Raw genomic sequence first — 19,947 nt, forward strand, 5'->3', positions numbered from 1 at the left:
TGATATCGTGCGGCAGTTAAGAGCAAAATATTCCTGAAAAGCCCCGTTGTGGAAAAATGCGCTTTCCGCTATTCCCATCAGTGGGCCACGTCTCCCCACCGAGACGCGTGCTATCTGAGAGGATAGAAACAACATGACGACGATTGCGAAGCCGGTAGTTCGCCCGGCTAACCCTAATTTTTCATCCGGTCCCTGTGCAAAACGTCCCGGCTGGTCGCTCGATGCGCTGGTCGATGCCGCTCTTGGCCGTTCGCATCGCGCGAAAATCGGCAAGACCAAGCTGAAGGACGCCATCGACCTTACCCGCGAAATCCTGCAGGTGCCTGCCGATTACCGCATCGGCATCGTTCCGGCATCCGATACCGGCGCTGTGGAAATGGCGCTGTGGTCCATGCTCGGCGCGCGTGGCGTCGATATGGTCGCGTGGGAAAGCTTCGGCGCGGGCTGGGTTACGGATGTGACCAAGCAGCTCAAGCTCGAAGATGTGCGCACTTTTGTGGCGCCTTACGGCGAGATTGTCGATTTTTCGCAGGTCGATTTCGACCGCGATGTCGTCTTCACCTGGAACGGCACAACGTCGGGCGCGCGCGTACCGAACGCCGATTTCATCCCGGCCGATCGCAAGGGTCTGACCTTCTGTGATGCCACCTCTGCGGCTTTCGCGCAGCGTCTGGATTTCGCGAAGCTCGACGTCGTGACCTTCTCCTGGCAGAAGGTTCTGGGCGGCGAGGGCGCACATGGCATGCTGATCCTCAGCCCCCGCGCCGTGGAACGTCTGGAAAGCTACAAGCCTGCATGGCCGCTGCCCAAGATTTTCCGCATGACTTCCGGCGGCAAGCTGATCGAAGGCATCTTCGTCGGCGAAACCATCAACACGCCGTCCATGCTCTGCGTGGAAGACTATCTCGACGCGCTTAACTGGGCGAAGTCGATTGGCGGCCTTGATGGTCTGGTCGGACGAGCCGACAGCAATTTTGCCGTTCTGGATGCTTTCGTGGCCAAGACGCCATGGATCGCCAATCTGGCCGCGAAGCCGGAAAACCGTTCCAACACCTCCGTTTGCCTGACCATCGTCGATCCGGAAGTGACCGCACTTTCTGCCGAAGCTCAGGCTGCTTTCGCCAAGGGCATGGTTACGGCGCTGGAAAAGGAAGGCGTTGCCTTTGACATCGGCGCTTATCGCGATGCGCCTTCGGGCCTGCGTATCTGGGCCGGTGCGACGGTTGAGACGTCAGATCTGGAAGCGCTGACCCATTGGCTCGACTGGGCTTTTGAAGCGCAGAAAGCTGCACTCAAGGCTGCTGCCTGAGGCGCGTTCCTGTTAAGCCGTGGCCAGTCGTTGGGCCACGGCTCGCATTCCCAAAATATTTGCAGCATTTCGCATGAGCCCAATGCGGTGCCTATCTGCAAGCTCACGGTTTGAAATGCTTGGTCAGGAATTGTTTGAAGGAGGCCCCAATGGCACCTCGCGTTCTCGTATCCGATAAGCTTTCGCCCACTGCCGTCCAGATTTTCAAGGATCGCGGTGTTGAAGTCGATTACTTGCCCGATCTCGGCAAGGATAAGGAAAAGCTCCTCGAAGTTATAGGCCAGTATGACGGTCTGGCAATTCGTTCGGCCACGAAGGTCACGGAAAAGCTGATCGCCGCTGCTAAAAATCTCAAGGTTGTCGGTCGCGCCGGTATCGGCGTGGACAATGTTGATATCCCGGCTGCTTCGCGTCGCGGTATCATCGTGATGAATACGCCTTTCGGCAATTCGATCACCACAGCGGAACATGCCATTGCGCTGATGTTCGCCGTGGCGCGTCAGTTGCCGGAAGCCGACACTTCCACCCGCGCCGGCAAGTGGGAGAAGAACCGCTTCATGGGCGTGGAAATCACCGGCAAGACGCTCGGAGTCGTCGGTTGCGGCAATATCGGTTCGATTGTCGCCACGCGCGGCATTGGCCTCAAGATGCATGTGGTGGCTTTCGATCCGTTTTTGTCGGAAGCCCGTGCGCAGGAACTGGGCGTCGAAAAGGTCGAGCTGGACGAATTGCTCGCCCGCGCCGATTTCATCACGCTGCACACGCCACTCACCGACAAGACCCGCAATCTCATCAATGCGGAAAGCCTTGCCAAAACCAAGCCGGGCGTCCGTATCATCAATTGCGCGCGCGGTGGTCTGATCGTTGAAAAGGACCTCATTGCCGCATTGAAGTCCGGTCACGTGGCCGGTGCCGGTATCGATGTTTACGAAACCGAGCCTGCGACGGAGAATGAGCTTTTCACCCTGCCGAATGTCGTCTGCACGCCGCATCTGGGGGCTTCGACCTCGGAAGCGCAGGAAAATGTCGCGCTTCAGGTGGCCGAACAAATGTCGGACTATCTCACCAAGGGTGCGGTTTCCAACGCCATCAACATGCCGTCGATCACGGCGGAAGAAGCGCCGCGCTTGCGGCCTTTCGTCAAGCTGGCGGAAGTTCTCGGCGCTTTTGTCGGTCAGGTGACCGACGAGCCGATTGAGGAAGTGGAAGTGCTGTTCGACGGTTCCACCTCCGCCATGAACACCCGCGCTTTGCTGAGTGCGGCTCTGGCCGGTCTCATTCGCCCGCAGGTCGCCGATGTCAACATGGTTTCGGCGCCGATCATGGTGAAGGAGCGCGGCATCATCGTTTCGGAAGTGAAGCGCGACAAGTCCGGCATTTTCGACGGCTATATCAAGCTGACCGTCCGCACGACGCTGCGCGAGCGCTCCATCGCCGGAACCTGCTTCTCGGATGGCAAGCCGCGCTTCATCCAGATCAAGGGAATCAACCTCGATGCCGAGGTCGGTCCGCACATGCTCTACGTCACCAACAAGGACGTTCCGGGCATGATCGGCCTGCTCGGCACGATCTGCGGCAAGCACAATATCAATATCGCAAATTTCTCGCTTGGACGCGATCATCCCGGTGGCGACGCCATTGCCATGCTCTATGTGGATGAACAGATTCCGCAGGCAGCACTTGACGAACTGATAGCTCAGGAGGCAATCAGAGCGGCAACACCGCTTGAGTTCAACGTCGGAGAAGTTTGAAAACATGACTGAAGAGATGGCACAGCCGGAATGGCGGCGCATGCACGAGCAGGATATCGAGCGCGTGACTGTGGTAGCCAATGTGGTCCATCTCGACTTTTTCGAGGATGAAGCGGTCTTCCGGGACCGCTTCAAGCTCTATCCGGCGGGTTGCTTCGTCTATGCCCGTGACAATGACATACTGGGTTATGGCATCAGCCATCCATGGAAACTCGATACGGTGCCCGCGCTGAATTCGGTTCTCGGCGAACTGCCGGAAGACACCAGCACCTACTATATCCACGATATTGCGCTTTTGCCCGCCGCCCGCTCCGCCGGTGCCGCCACGCGCGTGCTGGAACTGATGGCCGCCCAGGCCGAAACAGACGGCTTTTTCACCATGTCATTGGTGGCCGTGAATAACTCCGAAGGTTTCTGGGAAAAGAAGGGCTTCGTCTCCCGCGACCTGCCAGCACTGGAAGAAAAGCTGAAAAGCTACTCTGATGATGCCGTCTATATGGTTCGCGCAGGCTAGCTCGCAGATATTCCGCTTCTGACGGTCTGCAAATGGCGTGATTTTTCGCTTCCGGTGCTCATGTACCCAAAAGTACATTCCGCTCCGGTTCTCCAATCCCACCATTTTCGCCTCGTCATAAACGGAATCTCAAGCGACCTAAGCGCCTCTTCTGTCCACCGTGCTCGCAAAAATCGTGATTTTTTTGCACGAAAGAGTCGCGCAAGCGGGATTCAGTCTGTATAGAGACGAGGGATCAGCACCCCGTGAACCTTTCGGGGAAGCTTGCGATCCTTGGGTTGTTAAAGGCCAATAGTTAGTTTTACGCATTTCCGAACGCAAAACCGCTTCACACTTTTGCTGGAAATGCTTCATGCCGACCGAGGAGTTTTCTTAAATGGCAAATGTGGTTGTCGTCGGGTCGCAATGGGGCGACGAGGGCAAGGGTAAGATCGTGGACTGGCTGTCCGAACGCGCCGACGTCATCGTGCGCTATCAGGGCGGTCACAATGCCGGTCATACGCTTGTTATCGATGGCGTCAGCTACAAGCTTTCGCTGCTGCCATCGGGTCTGGTGCGCGGCAAGCTCAGCGTCATCGGCAACGGCGTCGTCGTCGATCCGCACCATTTCGTCTCTGAAGTCGCGAAGCTGCGCGCACAGGGCATCGAGATTTCTCCCGACGTTCTGCGCATTGCCGAAAACGCGCCGCTCATTCTGTCGATCCACCGCGACCTCGACGCCATGCGCGAAGGCTCCAATTCGGGTCTCAAGATCGGCACCACCAAGCGCGGTATCGGCCCTGCCTACGAAGACAAGGTCGGCCGCCGCGCCATCCGTGTCATCGATCTGGCCGAGCCGGAAACGCTGGAGCCCAAGGTCGAGCGCCTGCTGTCGCACCACAATCTGCTGCGTCGCGGCATGGGCCTTGAGGAAATCGCCGTTGAGACGATCCTCAAGGAACTGACCTCGGTTGCCGATGAAATCCTGCCTTATATCGATCAGGTCTGGCGCGTGCTCGACGAGCGCCGCAAGGCAGGTGACCGTATCCTGTTCGAAGGTGCGCAGGGCGCTCTGCTCGACAACGACCACGGCACCTATCCGTTCGTGACCTCGTCGAACACCGTTGCCGGTCAGGCTGCTGCCGGTTCGGGTCTCGGCCCGACGGCTATCGGCTATGTGTTGGGCATCACCAAGGCTTACACGACCCGCGTTGGCGAAGGTCCGTTCCCGACGGAACTCCACGACGAAATCGGCGAATTCCTTGGCACCAAGGGCCATGAATTCGGCGTGGTGACGGGCCGCAAGCGCCGCTGCGGTTGGTTCGATGCCGTGATCGTGCGTCAGACGGTTCGCACTTCCGGCATTACCGGCATCGCGCTGACCAAGCTCGACGTTCTTGATGGTCTGGACGAAATCAAGATCTGCGTTGCCTACGAACTCGACGGCAAGCGCATCGACTATCTGCCGTCCTCCATGGGCGCGCAGGCTCGCGTCAAGCCGATCTATGAAACGCTGCCGGGCTGGTCGGAAACGACCGCAGGCGCCCGTTCGTGGAACGATCTTCCGGCGCAGGCCGTGAAATATGTTCGCCATATCGAAGAACTGATCGGCGCTCCGGTGGCCATGCTGTCCACCAGCCCGGAACGCGAGGACACCATCCTCGTCACCGATCCTTTCCAGGATTGATCATTTCAAGGTGGCGTATTGATCAACCCGAAGCAGTTTTGCATAAACTGCTTCGGGTTTTCAGTTTTTGAGCATTGCAGTGGTGTCCGGTGGTTCAGATTGGCCAGAAAATGCCCGAAGCTTCGTCAAATCTGCCGCTATTTCGCCTCATCGTTTTGAAAAGCTTCGCTTAATTACTGCCAGACACTTTGCTTTCCCTTGATTATTGTGATTATTGGGACATTTAATTGCATCCAGTGCTTGTGGTATCTGAACGGGCGATAAACCGGGTAAGACGGAATGGCGGATTTTGTAGCTGTACTGAAAAAGACGATCGATGCGCAGGCGGACAAATCGCCTGAATTACGCCAGCGCGTTTACGCGAAGGCGCGCGCGACGATCGAGCAGAAGCTTGTGACGGCAAATGCCTCGCAGGCTGTGGCGGTACGCCAGCGCAATATTCTTGAAGATGCGATTGCCGAAGTCGAAGCCTTTTATGCGCCGCCGGCGGCTGCGGCGGCACCCGATCCGGTCAATGATGCGCTCGAAGATTTTCTGCAGGAAGCGAATCAGGGCGTAAGCGCCACACGCGCTCACCATGACGACGATGACGACGCCGCTTTTTCTGCCGCACCAGCTGCGGAGCGTCACGACCATGTGTCGGAACCGGACGAAGATGCGTCGTTCAGCGCGGATCGCAGCGGCGACTGGAAGATCGACCGCGCCAAGGAAAAGGCGCAGGCGCGCCGCAGCGAATATATCGAGCGCAGCGCCGTCAAGGAAAAGCGCTCCTATAAGGGGCTGATTGCCGGTCTCGTCGCTCTGCTCGTTCTGGGCGTCGCGGGTTACGGCGTCTGGACCAACAAAGACAAGATTCAGGAACTCGCATCGAGCCTCGGTCGCAACGATGCGCCGTCCACGCCTGCCAGCGGCGACGCGGGCACGACGACGCCGCCTCCCGCCGAGAACCACACGGCAGATCAACAAACCACGCTACCGCCGGAACATCAGGCTCAGCCACCGGCTGGCGAGCAGAAGCTCACCCAGCGTTTGATGCCGGATGGCAGCGAAACCGATGAAGGTCCCGCTGGCGGCGCGCCGGGTCTCGGCGAAGGCAAATCCACGGCAGCATCAACGCCGTCTGGCTCGCAGGCGACACCGGGCGAGCAGCCACCGGCCTCGCAGCAGGCTGTGGCCGTCGGTCAGCAGGCGCTGCTTTATGAAGAGCGTGGCGGCACCGAATCCGGTTCTGTGGAAAAGGGCAATGTCGTCTGGTCGGTCATTCAGGAAAGTCCCGGTGACGGTCAGCCGGAAGAACCGGCGGTCCGTGGCACGGTGACGATGCCGACGAGCAATCTTCAGCTGAAAATGACGATCCGCAAGAATACGGATCAGTCCATCCCCGCCAGCCATTTGATCGAGATGGTGTTCACCGTTCCCGATGGCTTCACCGGCGGCGTGATCGACAATGTTCAGCGCATCACCTTCAAGGATACAGAGCAGGCAGCGGGTAACCCGCTGATCGCGGTTCCGTCCAAGATTGCGGATAATTTCTTTATCATCTGGCTCAATGATGCCCGCACGGCACAGGATACCAACCTGTCGCTGATGCGCCGTTTGCAATGGATCGATATTCCGGTTTCCTATCGTAACGGTCGCCGTGCGCTGATCAGCCTTGAAAAGGGCGTTCCGGGCGAGAAAGCCTTCACCGACGTTCTGGGCGCTAACTAAAGCACCGTTATTGCAATGAAAAAAGGCCGCGCGAGCGGCCTTTTTGTTTGCAGAAATCTCTGCGTTATTTCTTGTTCTTTTCCGTGAAAGCCTTGATGGCTGCGGCAACTTCATTCTGTGCTGTTTCAGCGGTATCAAAGCCACCCAGTTCCACGACCTTGCGGCCTTCCGGCAGCTGCTTGTAGACGCGGAAGAAAGCTTCCAGACGCTGCTGCTCAATCTTCGGCAGGTCGGCGACTTCCTTGATGTTGTCGTAGGTCGGATCGATATCGGAAGCCGGAACGGCGACGATCTTGTCGTCCTTTTCGCCGCCATCGATCATCTTCAGGACGCCGATCGGGCGAACCTTGATGATGGCACCTGGGACGATCGGCTCGCGCGTGTAGACCAGCGCATCGAGCGGATCGCCGTCGCCGGCCAGCGTGCTGGTGATCGAGCCATAATTGGCCGGATAGATGACCGGCATCGACTGGTAGCGGTCAACGACGATATGACCGGTCTTGTCGTCGATTTCGTATTTGGTGAAGCTGCCCTGTGGAATTTCGATGGCCGTGAAGAATTCCTTCCCATCCTGTTCCTTCTGCGGATAGTCGAGATAGGAAACATAGTCGGAAGCAGATGCGGCAGTAGCAGCGGTCAGCGCAAGAGCTGCGGCGAGCAGGAGCTTTTTCATGGGATGTCCTTTAGGCATCGGTGAAACACACTTTGTGCCTAAAGGGCTACCATTGCAGTTATTTGAAGCTTTTATTGCGGTTGGATGACGGTTCCGCGAGAAAGCGTCTGCGATATTCCGCCGGGCTGATGCCGATCTTCTGTCGGAAATGGTGGCGCAGCGTGTAGGCGCTGCCAAAGCCCACGGAAGCGGCGATATCGTCCACACTGGCCGGGGTCTGGCAGAGCAGTTGCTTGGCGGTCGTCACCCGTTCGGCAACCAGCCATTCGCCGGGCGTGGTCGCGGTCGCTTCCGCAAAACGCCGCAGAAAAGTGCGGGCGCTCATGCGGCTCTCGCTGGCCATTCGTTCGATGGTCCATTCCGAGCCGAGATTGCTTCTGATCCGATCGAGGAGGGGGCTGATTTCGGCGCCTTCGCGTTTGGCGACCGGCCTTTCGAGAAACTGCGCTTGTCCGCCGGTGCGGTGCGCTGGCATGACCAGACGGCGGGCGACGGAATTGGCCGCCACCGGCCCAAAGTCCTGCCGCACGATTTCGATCAGCAGGTCTATTCCCGCGGCACTACCCGCAGAGGTCAAAATACGATCATGCTCGCGATAGAGCGATGCGTCATCGACCGCAATGTCAGGGTGTCTGGCGCGCAGGGCCTCCGCATAGCGCCAATGGGTCGTGGCCTCACCTCCATCAAGCAGACCTGTCGCTGCCAGAACAAATGCGCCGGAACAGATCGAAGCCAGCCGTGCGCCGCGCCGGTGCGCGCGCCGCAGTCTTTGGCAGATCGCTTCGGGCACGGGAATATCGGCGCCTTTCCAGCCCGGAACGATGATGATGTCAGCCTCATCGATCAGTTCCGGCCCATGGTCCGGGGTGATGACGAAACCGCCATGCGCGCGCAATGGGCCATCCTCAATCGGGCAGCTGGCAAAGCGATACCAGTCCGGCCCCATTTCCGGGCGGGGCAGACCGAAGATTTCTGCCACGATGCCGAATTCGAACGTGCAGAGTCCATCGTAAAGAAGGGCGACGACCAGCGGGCCGGCGGTTTGGGGCGTCTGTTTTGTCATGATCTTTACGTATATTGTCAATCGCGCCAATTGCAAGCGCGATGATGTTCAGGCGAAAAGAATGGCGAACATCACAACAGGAGATCGCCATGACCATTGCGTTGAAGACCCCGGCCAAATCCGCCGTGACAGCCATTGAAGCCGCGCCAAGCGCTTTGGCGCGCGACCATTTTGCAGCGCAATTCGCTTTCGAGACGGATTGCTGGGATGTGCATGATGCGCTTTCGAAGGGGGCCGATTTTGTGCTTCTCGATGTGCGCAGCCCAAGCCAGTTTGCAAAAGGGCATGTGCCGGGCGCGATCAATCTGCCGCACGGCAAGATCATCGGCTCGAAAATGGCAAAATGGCCGGAAGAGACAGTGTTTGTCACCTATTGCGCGGGACCGCATTGCAATGGTGCGGCGCGTGGCGCCTTGCGGCTCGCCGATCTCGGCAGGCCGGTCAAGCTCATGGCTGGCGGGATAACCGGCTGGATCGATGAGGGTTTTGAGCTGGAAACCGGGGAGGCGGCAGAATAGCCGTGCCCATAAACAAATCTGCCGCAGGGCGCTTCACGCATCCTGCGGCAGAAAAAAGTGCTTAAGGTTTAAGCCTTTATGCGTGCGCTTCCTCGACGTGGTTCAGCGCCTTTTGCTGCTTGAATGCGGCAGCCTTGACGGCAGCCTGCACCTTTTCAAAGGCGCGCACTTCGATCTGGCGCACGCGCTCGCGGCTGATACCGAACTCGCTGGACAGGTCTTCCAGCGTCATCGGATCGTCGGAAAGACGGCGGGCTTCGAAGATACGACGCTCGCGATCATTCAGCGTGTCCATGGCCTGTTCAAGCATCGAGCGGCGGTTTTCCAGCTCGTCCTGTTCGATCAGAACCTGTTCCTGGCTGTTGCTGTCATCGACCAGCCAGTCCTGCCATTCGCCGGATTCACCTTCGCTTGCACGGAGCGGCGCATTGAGCGAGGCGTCACCCGACAGACGGCGGTTCATGGAAACCACTTCGTCTTCACTGACATTCAGCTTGGTCGCGATTTGCTTGACCTGATCCGGGCGGAGATCGCCATCGTCGAGCGCCTGAATCTTGCTCTTCATCTTGCGCAGATTGAAGAACAGACGCTTCTGGTTGGCGGTCGTGCCCATCTTCACAAGGCTCCACGAACGCAGGATATATTCCTGGATCGAAGCCTTGATCCACCACATGGCATAGGTGGCAAGACGGAACCCGCGTTCCGGCTCGAAACGCTTGACGGCCTGCATCAGGCCGACATTGCCTTCGGAAATGACTTCGCCGATCGGCAGGCCATAACCGCGATAGCCCATGGCAATCTTCGCCACGAGACGCAGATGGCTCGTCACCAGCTTGTGAGCGGCTTTCGGATCCGTATGTTCATGATAACGCTTGGCCAGCATATATTCTTCCTGCGGCTCAAGCATCGGAAAACGGCGGATTTCTTCCAGATAACGGGTAAGGCCGCCGTCACCGGACGTAATGCTCGGGAGATTCATTTGGGCCATAGAGCACCCTCCTTTATAATTTCAGGTTCCCATTTGGCGAACCTGTCGCGGGGGCTGCCTCCTGCACTTCCCTCACGCGAGCCTCCATATATAGGCATGATTTTGGCGAAAACACGATCCTTTAACTCATGAAACAATCTGTCACTGCAATGTGAACGCTGATCTGCGTGAAAAGTTGCAGAAAGCGTTTGTAAAGCACAGCGGATCGGACTGTTCCCGATGATCCAGGCGCAGTTTTCGAAGTAACTGCACCCGGAACGACAATGGTTCGGTCCTACCCATGCTCTTCAGAAGCCATGTTTACATGCGACCCGAGGCAGGGGAGAACCGGAAGATCTGACAGTATTATATGGAGTGCGCGCGGAAATTTTCCAGTAGGTGCTCCATATCTTCGGGCACGGGCGCTTCAAAACGCATCAACTCATCGGTTGCGGGATGCGTGAAGGCCAGAAGCCAGGCGTGGAGCGCCTGTCTGTGAAAGCCGTTTACAGCTTCCTTCAGCGGTTCCGGCAGCTTGTTCGCTTTGGTTTTATAGGCGCTGCCATAATCCATGTCGCCGACCAGCGGATGACCGATATGGGCCATATGCACGCGAATTTGGTGTGTGCGACCGGTTTCAAGACGGCATTCCACCAGAGACGCCAAAGCTGTGGCATCCTCGCGGGGGCCGAATTTTTCCACCGTCGCATAATGGGTGACAGCGTGGCGCGCATCTTCGCGCTCCTCATTCACCACGGCCTGCTTCGTGCGGTCGCGATGCGAGCGCCCGAGATGCGCATCGATGACGCCTTGCGGGCGCTCGGTCATGCCCCAGACGAGGGCGAGATAAGCGCGCTCCAGATCGCCGGTGCGGCCATGGTCGGCAAATTGTTCGCTCAAATGCCGGTGCGAACGGTCGTTCTTGGCCACCACCATGACGCCGCTCGTATCCTTGTCGAGACGATGAACAATGCCCGGACGGCGGATTCCGCCTATGCCGGACAAGCTATCGCCACAATGATATATAAGGGCATTGACAAGCGTTCCCGTCCAGTTGCCGTTGCCAGGGTGAACGACAAGGCCAGCAGGCTTGTTGATCACGATGAGATCATCGTCCTCGTAAAGAATATCGAGGGGAATGTTCTCGCCTTGCGGTTCGGCAGGTTCAGGCTCGGGCAGCACGATGGCAATCTTCATGCCTTCGCGTAGCTTCTGCTTGGTTTCACGAGCAGGTTCGCCGTCGATGGTCACATGACCGTCGGCAATCAGGGACTGAACGCGACTGCGGGAGAGTTCCGGCCCTAATGCTGCGGCCAGCCACTGGTCCAATCTTTTGCCCGCAGCATCAGTGTCGGCAATTAGTTCTTTCAATTGTCTCTTCCCTTCGTTATCACGCGCCACGGGTGCATGAACCGGAGTCATTTAATGCAGGATCCACACTATCCGCGATACCAGAATCAGCAGGATTCAGGATATCAGGACTATCAGCAGGGCTATTATCAGGACGAACAACCGTCCGAGCCTGTGCTTGATCCGGCAATGGAACGTGTGCGCCGCAAGATGATCCGGCTTCTTGCCGTTTCCATCGGCGTTATGCTGATCGGTCTTATGGCCGTGCTCGCCGCTGTTGTCTACAAGATCAATCGCGCGCCCGAAACCCCTGCCACGCAGGAAGCCCGTTCGGATATTCCGGGCCAGACCGCAGCGCAGCCTGTAAAACCGGAACCGCCGAAGCTGATCGAGTCGCAGATCAACCTCGTGCCCGGCACCCGCCTTCTGTCGCAAAGCCTGTCCGGCAATCAGCTTTCTCTCGAAACGCTGCTACCCGATGGCGGTACCGAACTCATCATCTATGATTATCGCGAATCCCGCGTGGTCGGGCGCATCAAACTCGGCAGCGTCGAGTAAGATCGGGCTGTCTATCAATGCAAAAAGGGCGGCTGGAGCCGCCTTTTTATATTCCCGGATTGCGCTTTTCTGTAAGGGCGATTATATCAGCCAGCAATAGACCCTATGCGCCCATCGTCTAGCGGTCAGGACGGCGCCCTCTCACGGCGCAAACAGGGGTTCGATTCCCCTTGGGCGTACCAATAAAATCAATCACTTAGATCAGTCGTCAAGAAAGTCGTCTAATAACCGTCGAATAAGCGGTTTCTGAGGTGGCTATTTTCGATGCGACAACGCTCCATTTAGCTTGTCGTGGTGCGACAATCTGTCAAAGACGGCGCAACGCCGCCTGATACCCGACAGATGCACCCCGATTGATATACTTTGATATTAAGATTGACACCCGCTCAAAATGGACAGCCAACAAATCGCAGTATTTTAGTGGTTAGCAGCAGCGTGACTAATCCGCTTTTAGATTGCATCAGATTGCAGGTTTCAATTTTCCAGCTTATGGACAGAATGCATTTTCAGAATTGAGTAGGTAGATGAAAAAGACATTTATTTTAGGATTGCTTTCCATAGTCGTCACGCACACTGCGGCAGCAGACACCTCGACGTTACCAACTTTTCCTCCGCGCGTTTCCAAACAGGACTTCGTTACCTATATGGCGGGAGCTATGGCAGCCGGGCTCTATTGCGATGGGCTGGATCTCAATAGCGAATACATCAAAGGCTTTCAGGATGCGACTGGTCTTATCTTGCCTTTTGCTGAGCCCGGATACAGGGAGGAGTTTGCGCGACGAGAAAAGGAAGCAAAGGAAGATCCGGAAAACTACTGCAAACTAGCGATAGTCATGTTCCACAAAGATGTAAAACCACGGGCAGGCTTGGCACCACTATTGATGAATAAGACCTCAAAGGAGGAGTCTTCACACAACGATGAGGCCCAATAACCAAGAACTCAGGCGTTCTATCGAAACAAGTTTGTTTTGTCTGGTTTTCATGAAGCTTATTCGGAAACCTTGAACTCAGCAAAATAAACGTCAGGCACGTTCCTGCCTTTCTTTCCTTATGACATATCATCAACAGCTAAGGTCTGTGAGACAGATTTTCTGTCCGGCGCCTTTCCCGTGTAGGCTTTCCGACAATGCTCGTCGCAATAAGGGTGTCCAATTTGGACAGCCGCACCGCAGAACATGTGAAGCTCTCCAAGGTTGGCGTGATTGATGGGCCAGCGACATTGGTTGCGTGAAAGGTCTGCCAGTCGCAAACCTGTCTGCTGATCAGGTTTGCTATCGAGCATGGGGCGCACCTCCGAAAGCTGGCTGCTGCTTTTCCAGTGCACCGAGACGCGCAAGAACAAAAGCAGGGGTGAGCAATCCATTCATCAGCCGCTTGCGGCATCCATCCAGCACACGCTCATGCAGTCGATCCAAATCCGAGCCAAAAACGGTCGCTAGAAATGTATCAGCCTCTTGCTTTGATGCTGGAACCGCAAAAGGCGCGTTTTCATCTTCGCCGCTCGCTGCGAGTGCATACCCGTTTTTTTTTCTTTGCCGGGAAGTCGGGGGAGCTCGCTACAGCGCTTTTTGATTGCGCGCTTCGCTCCCCCTCAACGTCACCCATAACTGGAGAACCGTCGCTCTCTTCATAGCCCTCTTTTACAGGTAATCCTGTAAGGTATTCCTTTAAGGTAATTGGTGGCATTTTCTGCCCACCTTGGTCGGCATTTTCTGCCATCCTTGGTGGGCAATTATTGCCATCCTTACGATTTTCAGGGTGGGCAATTTCTGCCACCCCTGAACGGTCAGGGTGGGCATTATTTGCCATGCTGGATTGCGGCTTATTGCGTACATTTTTTTCGTGTTTTATCTCACGCTGGTACTCTTCCAATTCCTGAATGTGCATCTGAACGCGTTCGTGATGCGGGTTCTCGATTCGATAAACAGTGATGCCATTCCTGCGGCTGACCGGAATGAGATAACCATGCTGTTCAAGAAGTCTGCGCGCCTTGACGGCTGTGTGATGCGACCGAACACCAGCGTGAACGAACACTCGTCCGTTCGATGCATAAGCGGGTGTCGCCTGGAGCGTCTTCTTGTCGATAGTCACGAGGGACGCATAGACAATAATCAGATTGAGACACTGACCCGCGCGCAAAAGCGGATCGGCAGCAACCGTTTCGAACAATGAGAACTTGAACGCGGCCAGTTCCTGTTTTGCCTGCTCGAAAGCATTGACACTATGACGACGGGGGAAGCTGTGAATCTCGGCAGATGAATTGGCTGGCTGGATCATAATCCTTGCCCTCCCATCATCCTTTCCGGGTTCTCGCGCTCGTCTGTGAAATCGTCGTCGCCGTCCTCTAGATCCGGGTCGCCGTCAATCTGGTCGAGGAGCGCAATAGCCTGCTCAATCCATTGCTCAAGCATAAGGCGGCGGCGGCGATATATGGCGGGACTGCTCATTTGAAGCTGCCTTTCGGGGCCGGAAGCACCCAGATAGAAAGCTCAGTCAGGCCGCGAGCGATGCGCAAAAGCAGAAATGCGAGGAAAATGCGGGTGACCTTCATGCGGGAACCCTCCAGAACTTTTCTTCGACCTTGCGGATTAGAACTGCGTCGATAGCGGCTTCATAGCGGTAGACGATTTCATCCCGCGCCGATGGAATTGGCGAAGAAAAACGAAAACAGCGACCGTCGTTTTCATCATCGAAAGGGTTGAAGCGTCCAACACGCTGGAGCCGCACCGTTCCGGCGTCCAGAACTTCGTAATAGCCGTCACCTTGCCACTTTTCGGGCAGTGGGGCAGTTGCGTTGGGTTGAGGTTCTTTGTCAGCAGATATAGCTACGGCAGGAATTGCAACGGCAGCGCTCGCAACTGGCAAGAGCTTGAGGAAGAAACGACGGTTCATGCCTCGCCTCCCATGTCGCTGTATCTGATGAAGACGAAAGCTGGCTCACAACTAACGTGGGCGCGGAATGTCTCTCCGTGCAATTGCCCCATGAGGAAAGCCAAATCGTCTGCGGCTTCCTGAATTGTGCGGGCGATAGCTTGTCCATTCTGGACAGCTTGGCCGAATGTTGCCGAAAGGCGGCTATCGTTTTTCGCGCTCATGCTTCACCTGACTTTTCGAGCACAACCACGACATCGGTCGCTAGTCTCTCGGCATGTTGCAGCACTTTTGCGAGGTCTGCGGGGACGGATTTGACGTAATAGCCGTCATCCTCTTCGAGTAGGTGTGCGGCGGCGCGGCAGACATTGAGCAGCGAACACAAAATCAAGCCCGTCTCAAAAGCCGCTTTCATATAGGCTGGGTCTTTAGGCAAGCCTTCGGCGTTTGCCGGAATGGAATGTTCCGTCATGGGACTGCTCCTGATTTTCAGAATTGGTTAGATCGGCGCGGGTTGCTCGACCGTGATTGTCTCGGCTAAGCCGGTAGAAGGCGATTAATCTGGGCTTCAATACTCCTGCGCTCGCTGGCGATATCAACGCTCCACGGCTTATATGAAAGCATCTCTAGCTGTTCGCGGAGAGCTTCAATCTTCGCCAGAATCGGATTGCTGGCGCGCAGAGCGGCATCCTTTGCACGCTTCCACGAAATCATCAGAAGCCAGTTGAAAGTGCTGCGCTGGAATGTCGGATGCTTGCTATATGAGCGGCGGTACGTGCTCCATGCTTCATTCATTATTGCTGACAGGCTGAACATTTACTTGCTCTCTTTTTTATGTGCTGTTAGCATATAATTAATGCTTTCAGCATATGCTGTCAACATATTAAATATGCCGACAGCATATAAATAGGAGACATGATGACCCCTGAGCAATTTAAAATGGCAAAGGCAGCGTTGGGTTTAAGCAATCCAGAACTTGCCGAGATGACAGGTTTGCATCGAAATACGTTGAACAAGCTCGATCAGGGCGCGGGAAAAGATTCCACTGTGCAGCATGTCAGGCTGGCACTCGAAGCAGCAGGCGTCCAGTTTCTCGAAAATGGACAGGTGGCAAAAGGGCCGGGAGTGGCTTTAAAAATTAAGTACAATCTGAACCAGGGTAGAGATGAAACTTAGTCGCCTTCCAAGCGAATCATTTCGGGGAAATGCCGTCTGGTAAAAGGCTTCAAAGCTCTCGCTCTGGAAGAACCTGCTATGTTCTAAGCTTCTCTAAGGTGGTTCACCGATCCGGAGATCGATCATAGGCCTTTGAAAAACCTACCTATTTCGATATGGGCAACAGCTTATATCCACCGACTATAAATTGTGGCTAGAATGTGACTGGATTTTTTTGGGATTGATGGTTTTCTACTGTGGGTTAATTTTTTACGGGGGCGTTTTCTATCGTGTCGGTCGAAGTCATTATTCGGAATATGAAAGGCAGAATGCCTTGGAGCGTAGCGCAGAAGGTTTTGGCCGAATGTGAAATCCATCGCTCAATGGGGTGGGACCGCACTTTAGATCAAATTACGGACACGAAAATAGACTACAGTCAACAGACGGCAGCTCTCACTGAAGCGCTTCGGGAGCATATTCTATGCGGAGAAAAGGCGAGCACGTTTTTCTCGCTTAGTGAAGATACCGCGGACAGATTGAGAAGCGTCGTCAAAAATCTCACCGTAGAAAAGAATGCCTTCGAAAAAGCCTATCCTTTCGTTTTAGATGACGAAGAACTTTCTAAGCAACGGTTAGGCGCGCAATTAGCCGCCATTGAAGTTTTGGAACACGGCGTTGGCCTGGTTTTCTGCTCACCGCGCGTGCTCACGTCACGAGAAACATTGAATGCGAATGATTTCCCGGACGACGCCCCTCAGCTATTCAGCAAATTTGATGAAATCGTGGGGCTTAAAATAAAACGCTTTCACGCCTTCGATGTCGTGTGGATACCTAATGATAGCAACCTGATCGATATCCGTATCGACTTCCCCAACGGCGCTCAGCTTGATCAAACTCTTGCGGCCCTCAAAAACACGATTGACTGTTTCAATAAGTTAATTGGAGAGGATGTCCTTTCCCAAGAGATAAATCTGTTTCCCCTCATTGAGCGAATGTATTTTGCTCCGAAAGAAGGGCATGTGGTGGAGCTAGGCTTTGGCACGAGCACGGCGTCACTCAAGCACGAAAAAATGCGCCGCAAAGGGCTGTGCCTGCGCCAAGAAACCTATCATAAAGGCGGCAGCGACGCACTTAAGACCAAAATTGAGCCACACAGGATTAGTATCGTGTGGCGACGTGCAATTGATGACAAGACGTTCTCGACGCCAGAGTTAAGTTTAAACAGCAACTCGCGTGCTGCTGGCTCTGAAAACCCTGTTCTCTCTAGTGCAGTAATTACTAAATGCATGGGTTTTGAAGATTATTCATTTGTACGTGATCGAATAGAGCATTATTTACATACGGGACAACATAATAATTAATTCGAATGTGGTCGTAATGACACTGGAACGATTCAAAAAGGAGATTGCAGCGCGCTGGCGAAATTCGCCGGCTGCGCTTCTTTGTGTTAAAATACTCGATAAAGTAGAAGATATACCACTAGAACAGCTTAATTTTGTTACGTTCAAAACCTTTGCAAACATGGCTGAACACCCTTCTATTGATTTAGAAATTTTGGGAGCCGTGAATATTCTAACGAATTCAAGTTTTGCGCTTTTCGACGCTCAAGCTGTGTTTATCGATGAATTCGAGGTTGAGTATCCGATAACATTGAAAGAACTGAATGACGCTAAGCGTACTGGGATTTTCATCCATCCAGATTCGGGAATGGATGTCCCCGATTTCGCTGATCGTATTTTCCCTGTGTTTTCTGCCAGTTCAAAACTGCATGACGAGATTGCGAAGCAATGACACATCGAGATATGTCGGTTGCTGACCTCGAAAAAACTATCTGCGCCACTACGCCTGGTCGGATAATGTTCCAAATGTGCCTTGCCGACACGCATGAAGAAATACAAAACCTTATTGAAGACGGGATTGATTGGGCGGCACTTCAGCTGACGGAGAATGCGCACCTTAACCAAGAATTGGGTGAAGACAAAATTACTATAGACATCGTGAATATGTTGAAATCGCTCAATTTTGATGCAGCACACGATACACAAATCGGTGGTCACTGCGATATTGTTGTTCGGGCAAAGAATGATTTCTTATGGATCGGTGAGGCTAAAGTTCATTCAAACTACAACTGGTTGCATAAGGGTATGGCTCAACTAAGTACCCGATATTCAACTGGGGTGCAGGGGCAAGACTGCGGAGAGATACTGGTATACACTTACGCACCACGGCTGGATAAAATTCTTGCTGAATGGCGGGACCGCGTGGCTGAGTCCGTGGAAGAAATAAGCATTGAGGATCTAGACAGAGATCGGCTCATTTTCCGCACTACTCATCCACACGTTAGAACCGGGCGGCCATTCAGGGTCCGTCACAAGGGAATAAGTCTGCATTTCGATCCGAAGGCTTAGCGCTTTGTTGGGCGTATATTGAGCTTGCTTCCGACTATTTGTCAGCCCACGTCGCACAGCCGGAAGCTCACTCAATGAAAGGTTAACAGCACTTTGCTTTGCGTTTAGCCCGTTCAGAGATGACGAACCAGTCAGGCGCGTAGCCATTTGTCCAGGTCAGATCTGCTTCAGCATCGTGCTGTTCTTCCGGCGGTTCCAGCTCGAGGTCTGGATCGTCGTCTAGCTGGTCAAGCATATCGATAAGGCGTTCAATTTCGGCAGCGATAGAGAGACGGTCGAGTTTCATTCGCCCCTCCAGCACACGGAGATTTCGCCGTCGAGAGCGACGATTGCCTTGCACACGGCCTTGTAATTGATGCCTCCGCTATGCCATCCGCCGTTCTGAAAGTAGCGTTTTGTGTGCGCCAATGCATCCAGATCGACCATTGAGTAATTCAGCTCGGCGCAGCGTTGCCGAATAGCGTCCAATATTGGGTAACCTGTCGCCACCAACGGAGGTTTCGGGCGACTAATTTTGTAATGCTTCCTCAACGCGTGAAGCTGAGCCAATGTTCGTGTAGGAAACTCCTGCAAGAGCTTGTCGGCGGGCGCAGTAGGGCCTAAGCGTCGAAGCTTCGACAGTTCGGCGGCGGTCATCAGTTGTCTCTTTGGGCGCAATCCCAGCTTCTGGCAGCGGCTCCGCAACGCGAGATATGTTCTATGAGGGAGCTTTTCCATCAAAACGGAGTAATTCGTGCCGTACTGTCTGCAAATCTGGTCCTCGTCCGGTGTCCATAGCCGACTGCCGTTTGGCATAACCCCTAGATATCGGATACGGCGCCGGGCCTGCTGCGCTCGGTTTGCGTTCTGTGAATAGTCGCTCAGGTACATAGATTTGCTCCTCAATTGGACAAATCCCCGCCGAGCGATATGCAAACAGTCTCGCGGTTCGCTTTCAACACTGCAAAATCTGGATTACCGATAACCCCGCTCTTCAAAAGAAAACGTGTGAAGCGGTGTTGAAAATGGAAGGCTGTTCTGGAAAGAGCAATCAGCCTATACGGATGGGACTGCGCCCAGAGCTTCCTCTGTATCATGTTGTGATACAAATCCATTGACTTTTCATTGTATCAAGGTATGATACAGATCGAAGGAGTAAGCGATGATCCGTTCTTACAGGGACGACAGAACAGAAGCTGTTGCGGGCGGTATAGCGCCAAAGGGATTTCCGGCAGACTTGTTAAGACCAGCTATTCGCAAACTCACCATGATTGAAAGCGCGGTGGTTCTTGATGACCTTCGGTCGCCTCCCGGTAATCGACTGGAAGCTCTCAAGGGAGACCGCAAAGGGCAGCATTCAATCCGCATCAATGACCAGTGGCGCATTTGTTTCGTTTGGACCGATGCTGGCGCTGAACAGGTCGAAATTGTTGATTATCACTGAAAGGAAGAAGC

Annotated in this window: 24 protein-coding genes, 1 tRNA gene and 1 pseudogene; 14 read left to right on the top strand and 12 right to left on the bottom strand. The window is 54.7% G+C overall.

From position 1 onward, the window contains the following. Positions 1 to 133 precede the first annotated feature (133 nt). From FIC94_RS15935 to FIC94_RS15955, 5 genes are all read left to right on the top strand, one after another. Positions 134 to 1,309 (top strand): phosphoserine transaminase, encoded by a 1,176-nt coding sequence (locus FIC94_RS15935; protein ID WP_140025504.1) that lies wholly within the window; start codon positions 134 to 136, stop codon positions 1,307 to 1,309. 149 nt (positions 1,310 to 1,458) lie between these two features. After that, complete coding sequence (gene serA / locus FIC94_RS15940; protein WP_121538554.1) at positions 1,459 to 3,060, top strand: phosphoglycerate dehydrogenase; 1,602 nt, start codon at positions 1,459 to 1,461, stop codon at positions 3,058 to 3,060. Between the two features lie 4 nt (positions 3,061 to 3,064). After that, positions 3,065 to 3,574, top strand: a complete 510-nt coding sequence (locus tag FIC94_RS15945) for a GNAT family N-acetyltransferase (RefSeq protein ID WP_121538552.1) — start codon at positions 3,065 to 3,067, stop codon at positions 3,572 to 3,574. Positions 3,575 to 3,950: 376 nt separating this feature from the next. Continuing rightward, a complete protein-coding gene (locus tag FIC94_RS15950) occupies positions 3,951 to 5,240 on the top strand; it encodes an adenylosuccinate synthase (protein WP_109369738.1) in 1,290 nt (429 codons plus the stop codon). 279 nt (positions 5,241 to 5,519) lie between these two features. Continuing rightward, a complete protein-coding gene (locus tag FIC94_RS15955; RefSeq protein ID WP_140025505.1) occupies positions 5,520 to 6,950 on the top strand; it encodes a transcriptional regulator in 1,431 nt (476 codons plus the stop codon). 64 nt (positions 6,951 to 7,014) lie between these two features. On the opposite strand, the gene FIC94_RS15960 is transcribed toward FIC94_RS15955, so the two are convergent. Next, the gene (locus FIC94_RS15960) at positions 7,015 to 7,623 is read right to left on the bottom strand and encodes an inorganic diphosphatase (protein ID WP_140025506.1); all 609 of its coding nucleotides are present in this window, start codon (positions 7,621 to 7,623) and stop codon (positions 7,015 to 7,017) included. A gap of 58 nt (positions 7,624 to 7,681) precedes the next feature. Beyond that, on the bottom strand, positions 7,682 to 8,686 hold the full coding sequence (gene ftrA / locus FIC94_RS15965) for a transcriptional regulator FtrA (protein WP_121538546.1): 1,005 nt from the start codon (positions 8,684 to 8,686) through the stop codon (positions 7,682 to 7,684). An 89-nt stretch (positions 8,687 to 8,775) separates the two neighbouring features. On the opposite strand from ftrA, the gene FIC94_RS15970 reads away from it, so the two are divergent. Next, on the top strand, positions 8,776 to 9,204 hold the full coding sequence (locus FIC94_RS15970) for a rhodanese-like domain-containing protein (RefSeq protein WP_121538544.1): 429 nt from the start codon (positions 8,776 to 8,778) through the stop codon (positions 9,202 to 9,204). A 76-nt stretch (positions 9,205 to 9,280) separates the two neighbouring features. On the opposite strand, the gene rpoH is transcribed toward FIC94_RS15970, so the two are convergent. After that, entirely contained in the window at positions 9,281 to 10,192 is a 912-nt protein-coding gene (gene rpoH / locus FIC94_RS15975) for an RNA polymerase sigma factor RpoH (protein ID WP_109369733.1), read from the bottom strand. A gap of 345 nt (positions 10,193 to 10,537) precedes the next feature. Beyond that, complete coding sequence (locus FIC94_RS15980; RefSeq protein WP_180917999.1) at positions 10,538 to 11,593, bottom strand: RluA family pseudouridine synthase; 1,056 nt, start codon at positions 11,591 to 11,593, stop codon at positions 10,538 to 10,540. A gap of 3 nt (positions 11,594 to 11,596) precedes the next feature. On the opposite strand from FIC94_RS15980, the gene FIC94_RS15985 reads away from it, so the two are divergent. From FIC94_RS15985 to FIC94_RS15995, 3 genes are all read left to right on the top strand, one after another. After that, positions 11,597 to 12,079: a hypothetical protein gene (locus FIC94_RS15985; protein ID WP_109369731.1), complete on the top strand. Its 483-nt coding sequence runs from the start codon at positions 11,597 to 11,599 to the stop codon at positions 12,077 to 12,079. A gap of 107 nt (positions 12,080 to 12,186) precedes the next feature. Further along, positions 12,187 to 12,261, top strand: a tRNA-Glu gene (locus FIC94_RS15990). A gap of 342 nt (positions 12,262 to 12,603) precedes the next feature. Beyond that, the gene (locus FIC94_RS15995) at positions 12,604 to 13,011 is read left to right on the top strand and encodes a hypothetical protein (protein ID WP_140025508.1); all 408 of its coding nucleotides are present in this window, start codon (positions 12,604 to 12,606) and stop codon (positions 13,009 to 13,011) included. A gap of 116 nt (positions 13,012 to 13,127) precedes the next feature. Here FIC94_RS15995 and FIC94_RS16000 read toward each other — a convergent pair whose 3' ends face one another. From FIC94_RS16000 to FIC94_RS16025, 6 genes and pseudogenes are all read right to left on the bottom strand, one after another. Further along, a complete protein-coding gene (locus FIC94_RS16000) occupies positions 13,128 to 13,361 on the bottom strand; it encodes a GcrA family cell cycle regulator (RefSeq protein ID WP_140025509.1) in 234 nt (77 codons plus the stop codon). A 385-nt stretch (positions 13,362 to 13,746) separates the two neighbouring features. Further along, positions 13,747 to 14,356: pseudogene (locus FIC94_RS16010) on the bottom strand (hypothetical protein). Next, a complete protein-coding gene (locus tag FIC94_RS22470; RefSeq protein WP_180918001.1) occupies positions 14,353 to 14,526 on the bottom strand; it encodes a hypothetical protein in 174 nt (57 codons plus the stop codon). Before FIC94_RS22470 ends, FIC94_RS16010 begins: the two are co-directional and overlap by 4 nt. A gap of 100 nt (positions 14,527 to 14,626) precedes the next feature. Next, positions 14,627 to 14,971 carry a hypothetical protein gene (locus FIC94_RS16015; RefSeq protein WP_140025510.1) on the bottom strand — a complete coding sequence of 115 codons (345 nt, stop codon included), beginning with the start codon at positions 14,969 to 14,971 and terminating at the stop codon, positions 14,627 to 14,629. A 199-nt stretch (positions 14,972 to 15,170) separates the two neighbouring features. Next, positions 15,171 to 15,422: a hypothetical protein gene (locus FIC94_RS16020; RefSeq protein ID WP_140025511.1), complete on the bottom strand. Its 252-nt coding sequence runs from the start codon at positions 15,420 to 15,422 to the stop codon at positions 15,171 to 15,173. 65 nt (positions 15,423 to 15,487) lie between these two features. Beyond that, entirely contained in the window at positions 15,488 to 15,766 is a 279-nt protein-coding gene (locus tag FIC94_RS16025) for a hypothetical protein (protein WP_140025512.1), read from the bottom strand. Positions 15,767 to 15,865: 99 nt separating this feature from the next. Between FIC94_RS16025 and FIC94_RS16030 the strand changes: the two genes are divergently transcribed. The 4 genes from FIC94_RS16030 (at position 15,866) to FIC94_RS16045 (ending at position 18,513) form a co-directional block, all read left to right on the top strand. Next, entirely contained in the window at positions 15,866 to 16,126 is a 261-nt protein-coding gene (locus FIC94_RS16030; RefSeq protein ID WP_235892028.1) for a helix-turn-helix domain-containing protein, read from the top strand. A 269-nt stretch (positions 16,127 to 16,395) separates the two neighbouring features. After that, the gene (locus FIC94_RS16035) at positions 16,396 to 17,466 is read left to right on the top strand and encodes a hypothetical protein (RefSeq protein ID WP_140025513.1); all 1,071 of its coding nucleotides are present in this window, start codon (positions 16,396 to 16,398) and stop codon (positions 17,464 to 17,466) included. Between the two features lie 16 nt (positions 17,467 to 17,482). Continuing rightward, a complete protein-coding gene (locus FIC94_RS16040; RefSeq protein ID WP_140025514.1) occupies positions 17,483 to 17,896 on the top strand; it encodes a hypothetical protein in 414 nt (137 codons plus the stop codon). Then, positions 17,893 to 18,513 (top strand): hypothetical protein, encoded by a 621-nt coding sequence (locus FIC94_RS16045; protein ID WP_180918003.1) that lies wholly within the window; start codon positions 17,893 to 17,895, stop codon positions 18,511 to 18,513. The genes FIC94_RS16040 and FIC94_RS16045 overlap by 4 nt, the downstream gene beginning before the upstream one ends. An 82-nt stretch (positions 18,514 to 18,595) precedes the next feature. Here FIC94_RS16045 and FIC94_RS16050 read toward each other — a convergent pair whose 3' ends face one another. Further along, entirely contained in the window at positions 18,596 to 18,799 is a 204-nt protein-coding gene (locus FIC94_RS16050) for a hypothetical protein (RefSeq protein WP_140025516.1), read from the bottom strand. Next, a complete protein-coding gene (locus FIC94_RS22660) occupies positions 18,796 to 19,149 on the bottom strand; it encodes a hypothetical protein (protein WP_235892029.1) in 354 nt (117 codons plus the stop codon). Before FIC94_RS22660 ends, FIC94_RS16050 begins: the two co-directional genes overlap by 4 nt. 505 nt (positions 19,150 to 19,654) lie before the next feature. On the opposite strand from FIC94_RS22660, the gene FIC94_RS16065 reads away from it, so the two are divergent. After that, the gene (locus tag FIC94_RS16065) at positions 19,655 to 19,936 is read left to right on the top strand and encodes a type II toxin-antitoxin system RelE/ParE family toxin (protein WP_140025519.1); all 282 of its coding nucleotides are present in this window, start codon (positions 19,655 to 19,657) and stop codon (positions 19,934 to 19,936) included. Positions 19,937 to 19,947 lie beyond the last annotated feature (11 nt).

The organism is Ochrobactrum teleogrylli (assembly GCF_006376685.1).
In the GTDB taxonomy this organism is placed as follows: Bacteria; Pseudomonadota; Alphaproteobacteria; order Rhizobiales; family Rhizobiaceae; genus Brucella; species Brucella teleogrylli.

Excerpts from the sequence above, each read along its gene's own strand:
- FIC94_RS15935 (WP_140025504.1), top strand. The coding sequence starts at position 134 with ATGACGACGATTGCGAAGCCGGTAGTTCGCCCGGCTAACCCTAATTTT.
- serA (WP_121538554.1), top strand. The coding sequence starts at position 1,459 with ATGGCACCTCGCGTTCTCGTATCCGATAAGCTTTCGCCCACTGCCGTC.
- FIC94_RS15945 (WP_121538552.1), top strand. The coding sequence starts at position 3,065 with ATGACTGAAGAGATGGCACAGCCGGAATGGCGGCGCATGCACGAGCAG.
- FIC94_RS15950 (WP_109369738.1), top strand. The coding sequence starts at position 3,951 with ATGGCAAATGTGGTTGTCGTCGGGTCGCAATGGGGCGACGAGGGCAAG.
- FIC94_RS15955 (WP_140025505.1), top strand. The coding sequence starts at position 5,520 with ATGGCGGATTTTGTAGCTGTACTGAAAAAGACGATCGATGCGCAGGCG.
- FIC94_RS15960 (WP_140025506.1), bottom strand. The coding sequence starts at position 7,623 with ATGAAAAAGCTCCTGCTCGCCGCAGCTCTTGCGCTGACCGCTGCTACT.
- ftrA (WP_121538546.1), bottom strand. The coding sequence starts at position 8,686 with ATGACAAAACAGACGCCCCAAACCGCCGGCCCGCTGGTCGTCGCCCTT.
- FIC94_RS15970 (WP_121538544.1), top strand. The coding sequence starts at position 8,776 with ATGACCATTGCGTTGAAGACCCCGGCCAAATCCGCCGTGACAGCCATT.
- rpoH (WP_109369733.1), bottom strand. The coding sequence starts at position 10,192 with ATGGCCCAAATGAATCTCCCGAGCATTACGTCCGGTGACGGCGGCCTT.
- FIC94_RS15980 (WP_180917999.1), bottom strand. The coding sequence starts at position 11,593 with ATGACTCCGGTTCATGCACCCGTGGCGCGTGATAACGAAGGGAAGAGA.
- FIC94_RS15985 (WP_109369731.1), top strand. The coding sequence starts at position 11,597 with ATGCAGGATCCACACTATCCGCGATACCAGAATCAGCAGGATTCAGGA.
- FIC94_RS15995 (WP_140025508.1), top strand. The coding sequence starts at position 12,604 with ATGAAAAAGACATTTATTTTAGGATTGCTTTCCATAGTCGTCACGCAC.
- FIC94_RS16000 (WP_140025509.1), bottom strand. The coding sequence starts at position 13,361 with ATGCTCGATAGCAAACCTGATCAGCAGACAGGTTTGCGACTGGCAGAC.
- FIC94_RS22470 (WP_180918001.1), bottom strand. The coding sequence starts at position 14,526 with ATGAGCAGTCCCGCCATATATCGCCGCCGCCGCCTTATGCTTGAGCAA.
- FIC94_RS16015 (WP_140025510.1), bottom strand. The coding sequence starts at position 14,971 with ATGAACCGTCGTTTCTTCCTCAAGCTCTTGCCAGTTGCGAGCGCTGCC.
- FIC94_RS16020 (WP_140025511.1), bottom strand. The coding sequence starts at position 15,422 with ATGACGGAACATTCCATTCCGGCAAACGCCGAAGGCTTGCCTAAAGAC.
- FIC94_RS16025 (WP_140025512.1), bottom strand. The coding sequence starts at position 15,766 with ATGTTCAGCCTGTCAGCAATAATGAATGAAGCATGGAGCACGTACCGC.
- FIC94_RS16030 (WP_235892028.1), top strand. The coding sequence starts at position 15,866 with ATGATGACCCCTGAGCAATTTAAAATGGCAAAGGCAGCGTTGGGTTTA.
- FIC94_RS16040 (WP_140025514.1), top strand. The coding sequence starts at position 17,483 with ATGACACTGGAACGATTCAAAAAGGAGATTGCAGCGCGCTGGCGAAAT.
- FIC94_RS16045 (WP_180918003.1), top strand. The coding sequence starts at position 17,893 with ATGACACATCGAGATATGTCGGTTGCTGACCTCGAAAAAACTATCTGC.
- FIC94_RS16050 (WP_140025516.1), bottom strand. The coding sequence starts at position 18,799 with ATGAAACTCGACCGTCTCTCTATCGCTGCCGAAATTGAACGCCTTATC.
- FIC94_RS22660 (WP_235892029.1), bottom strand. The coding sequence starts at position 19,149 with ATGACCGCCGCCGAACTGTCGAAGCTTCGACGCTTAGGCCCTACTGCG.
- FIC94_RS16065 (WP_140025519.1), top strand. The coding sequence starts at position 19,655 with ATGATCCGTTCTTACAGGGACGACAGAACAGAAGCTGTTGCGGGCGGT.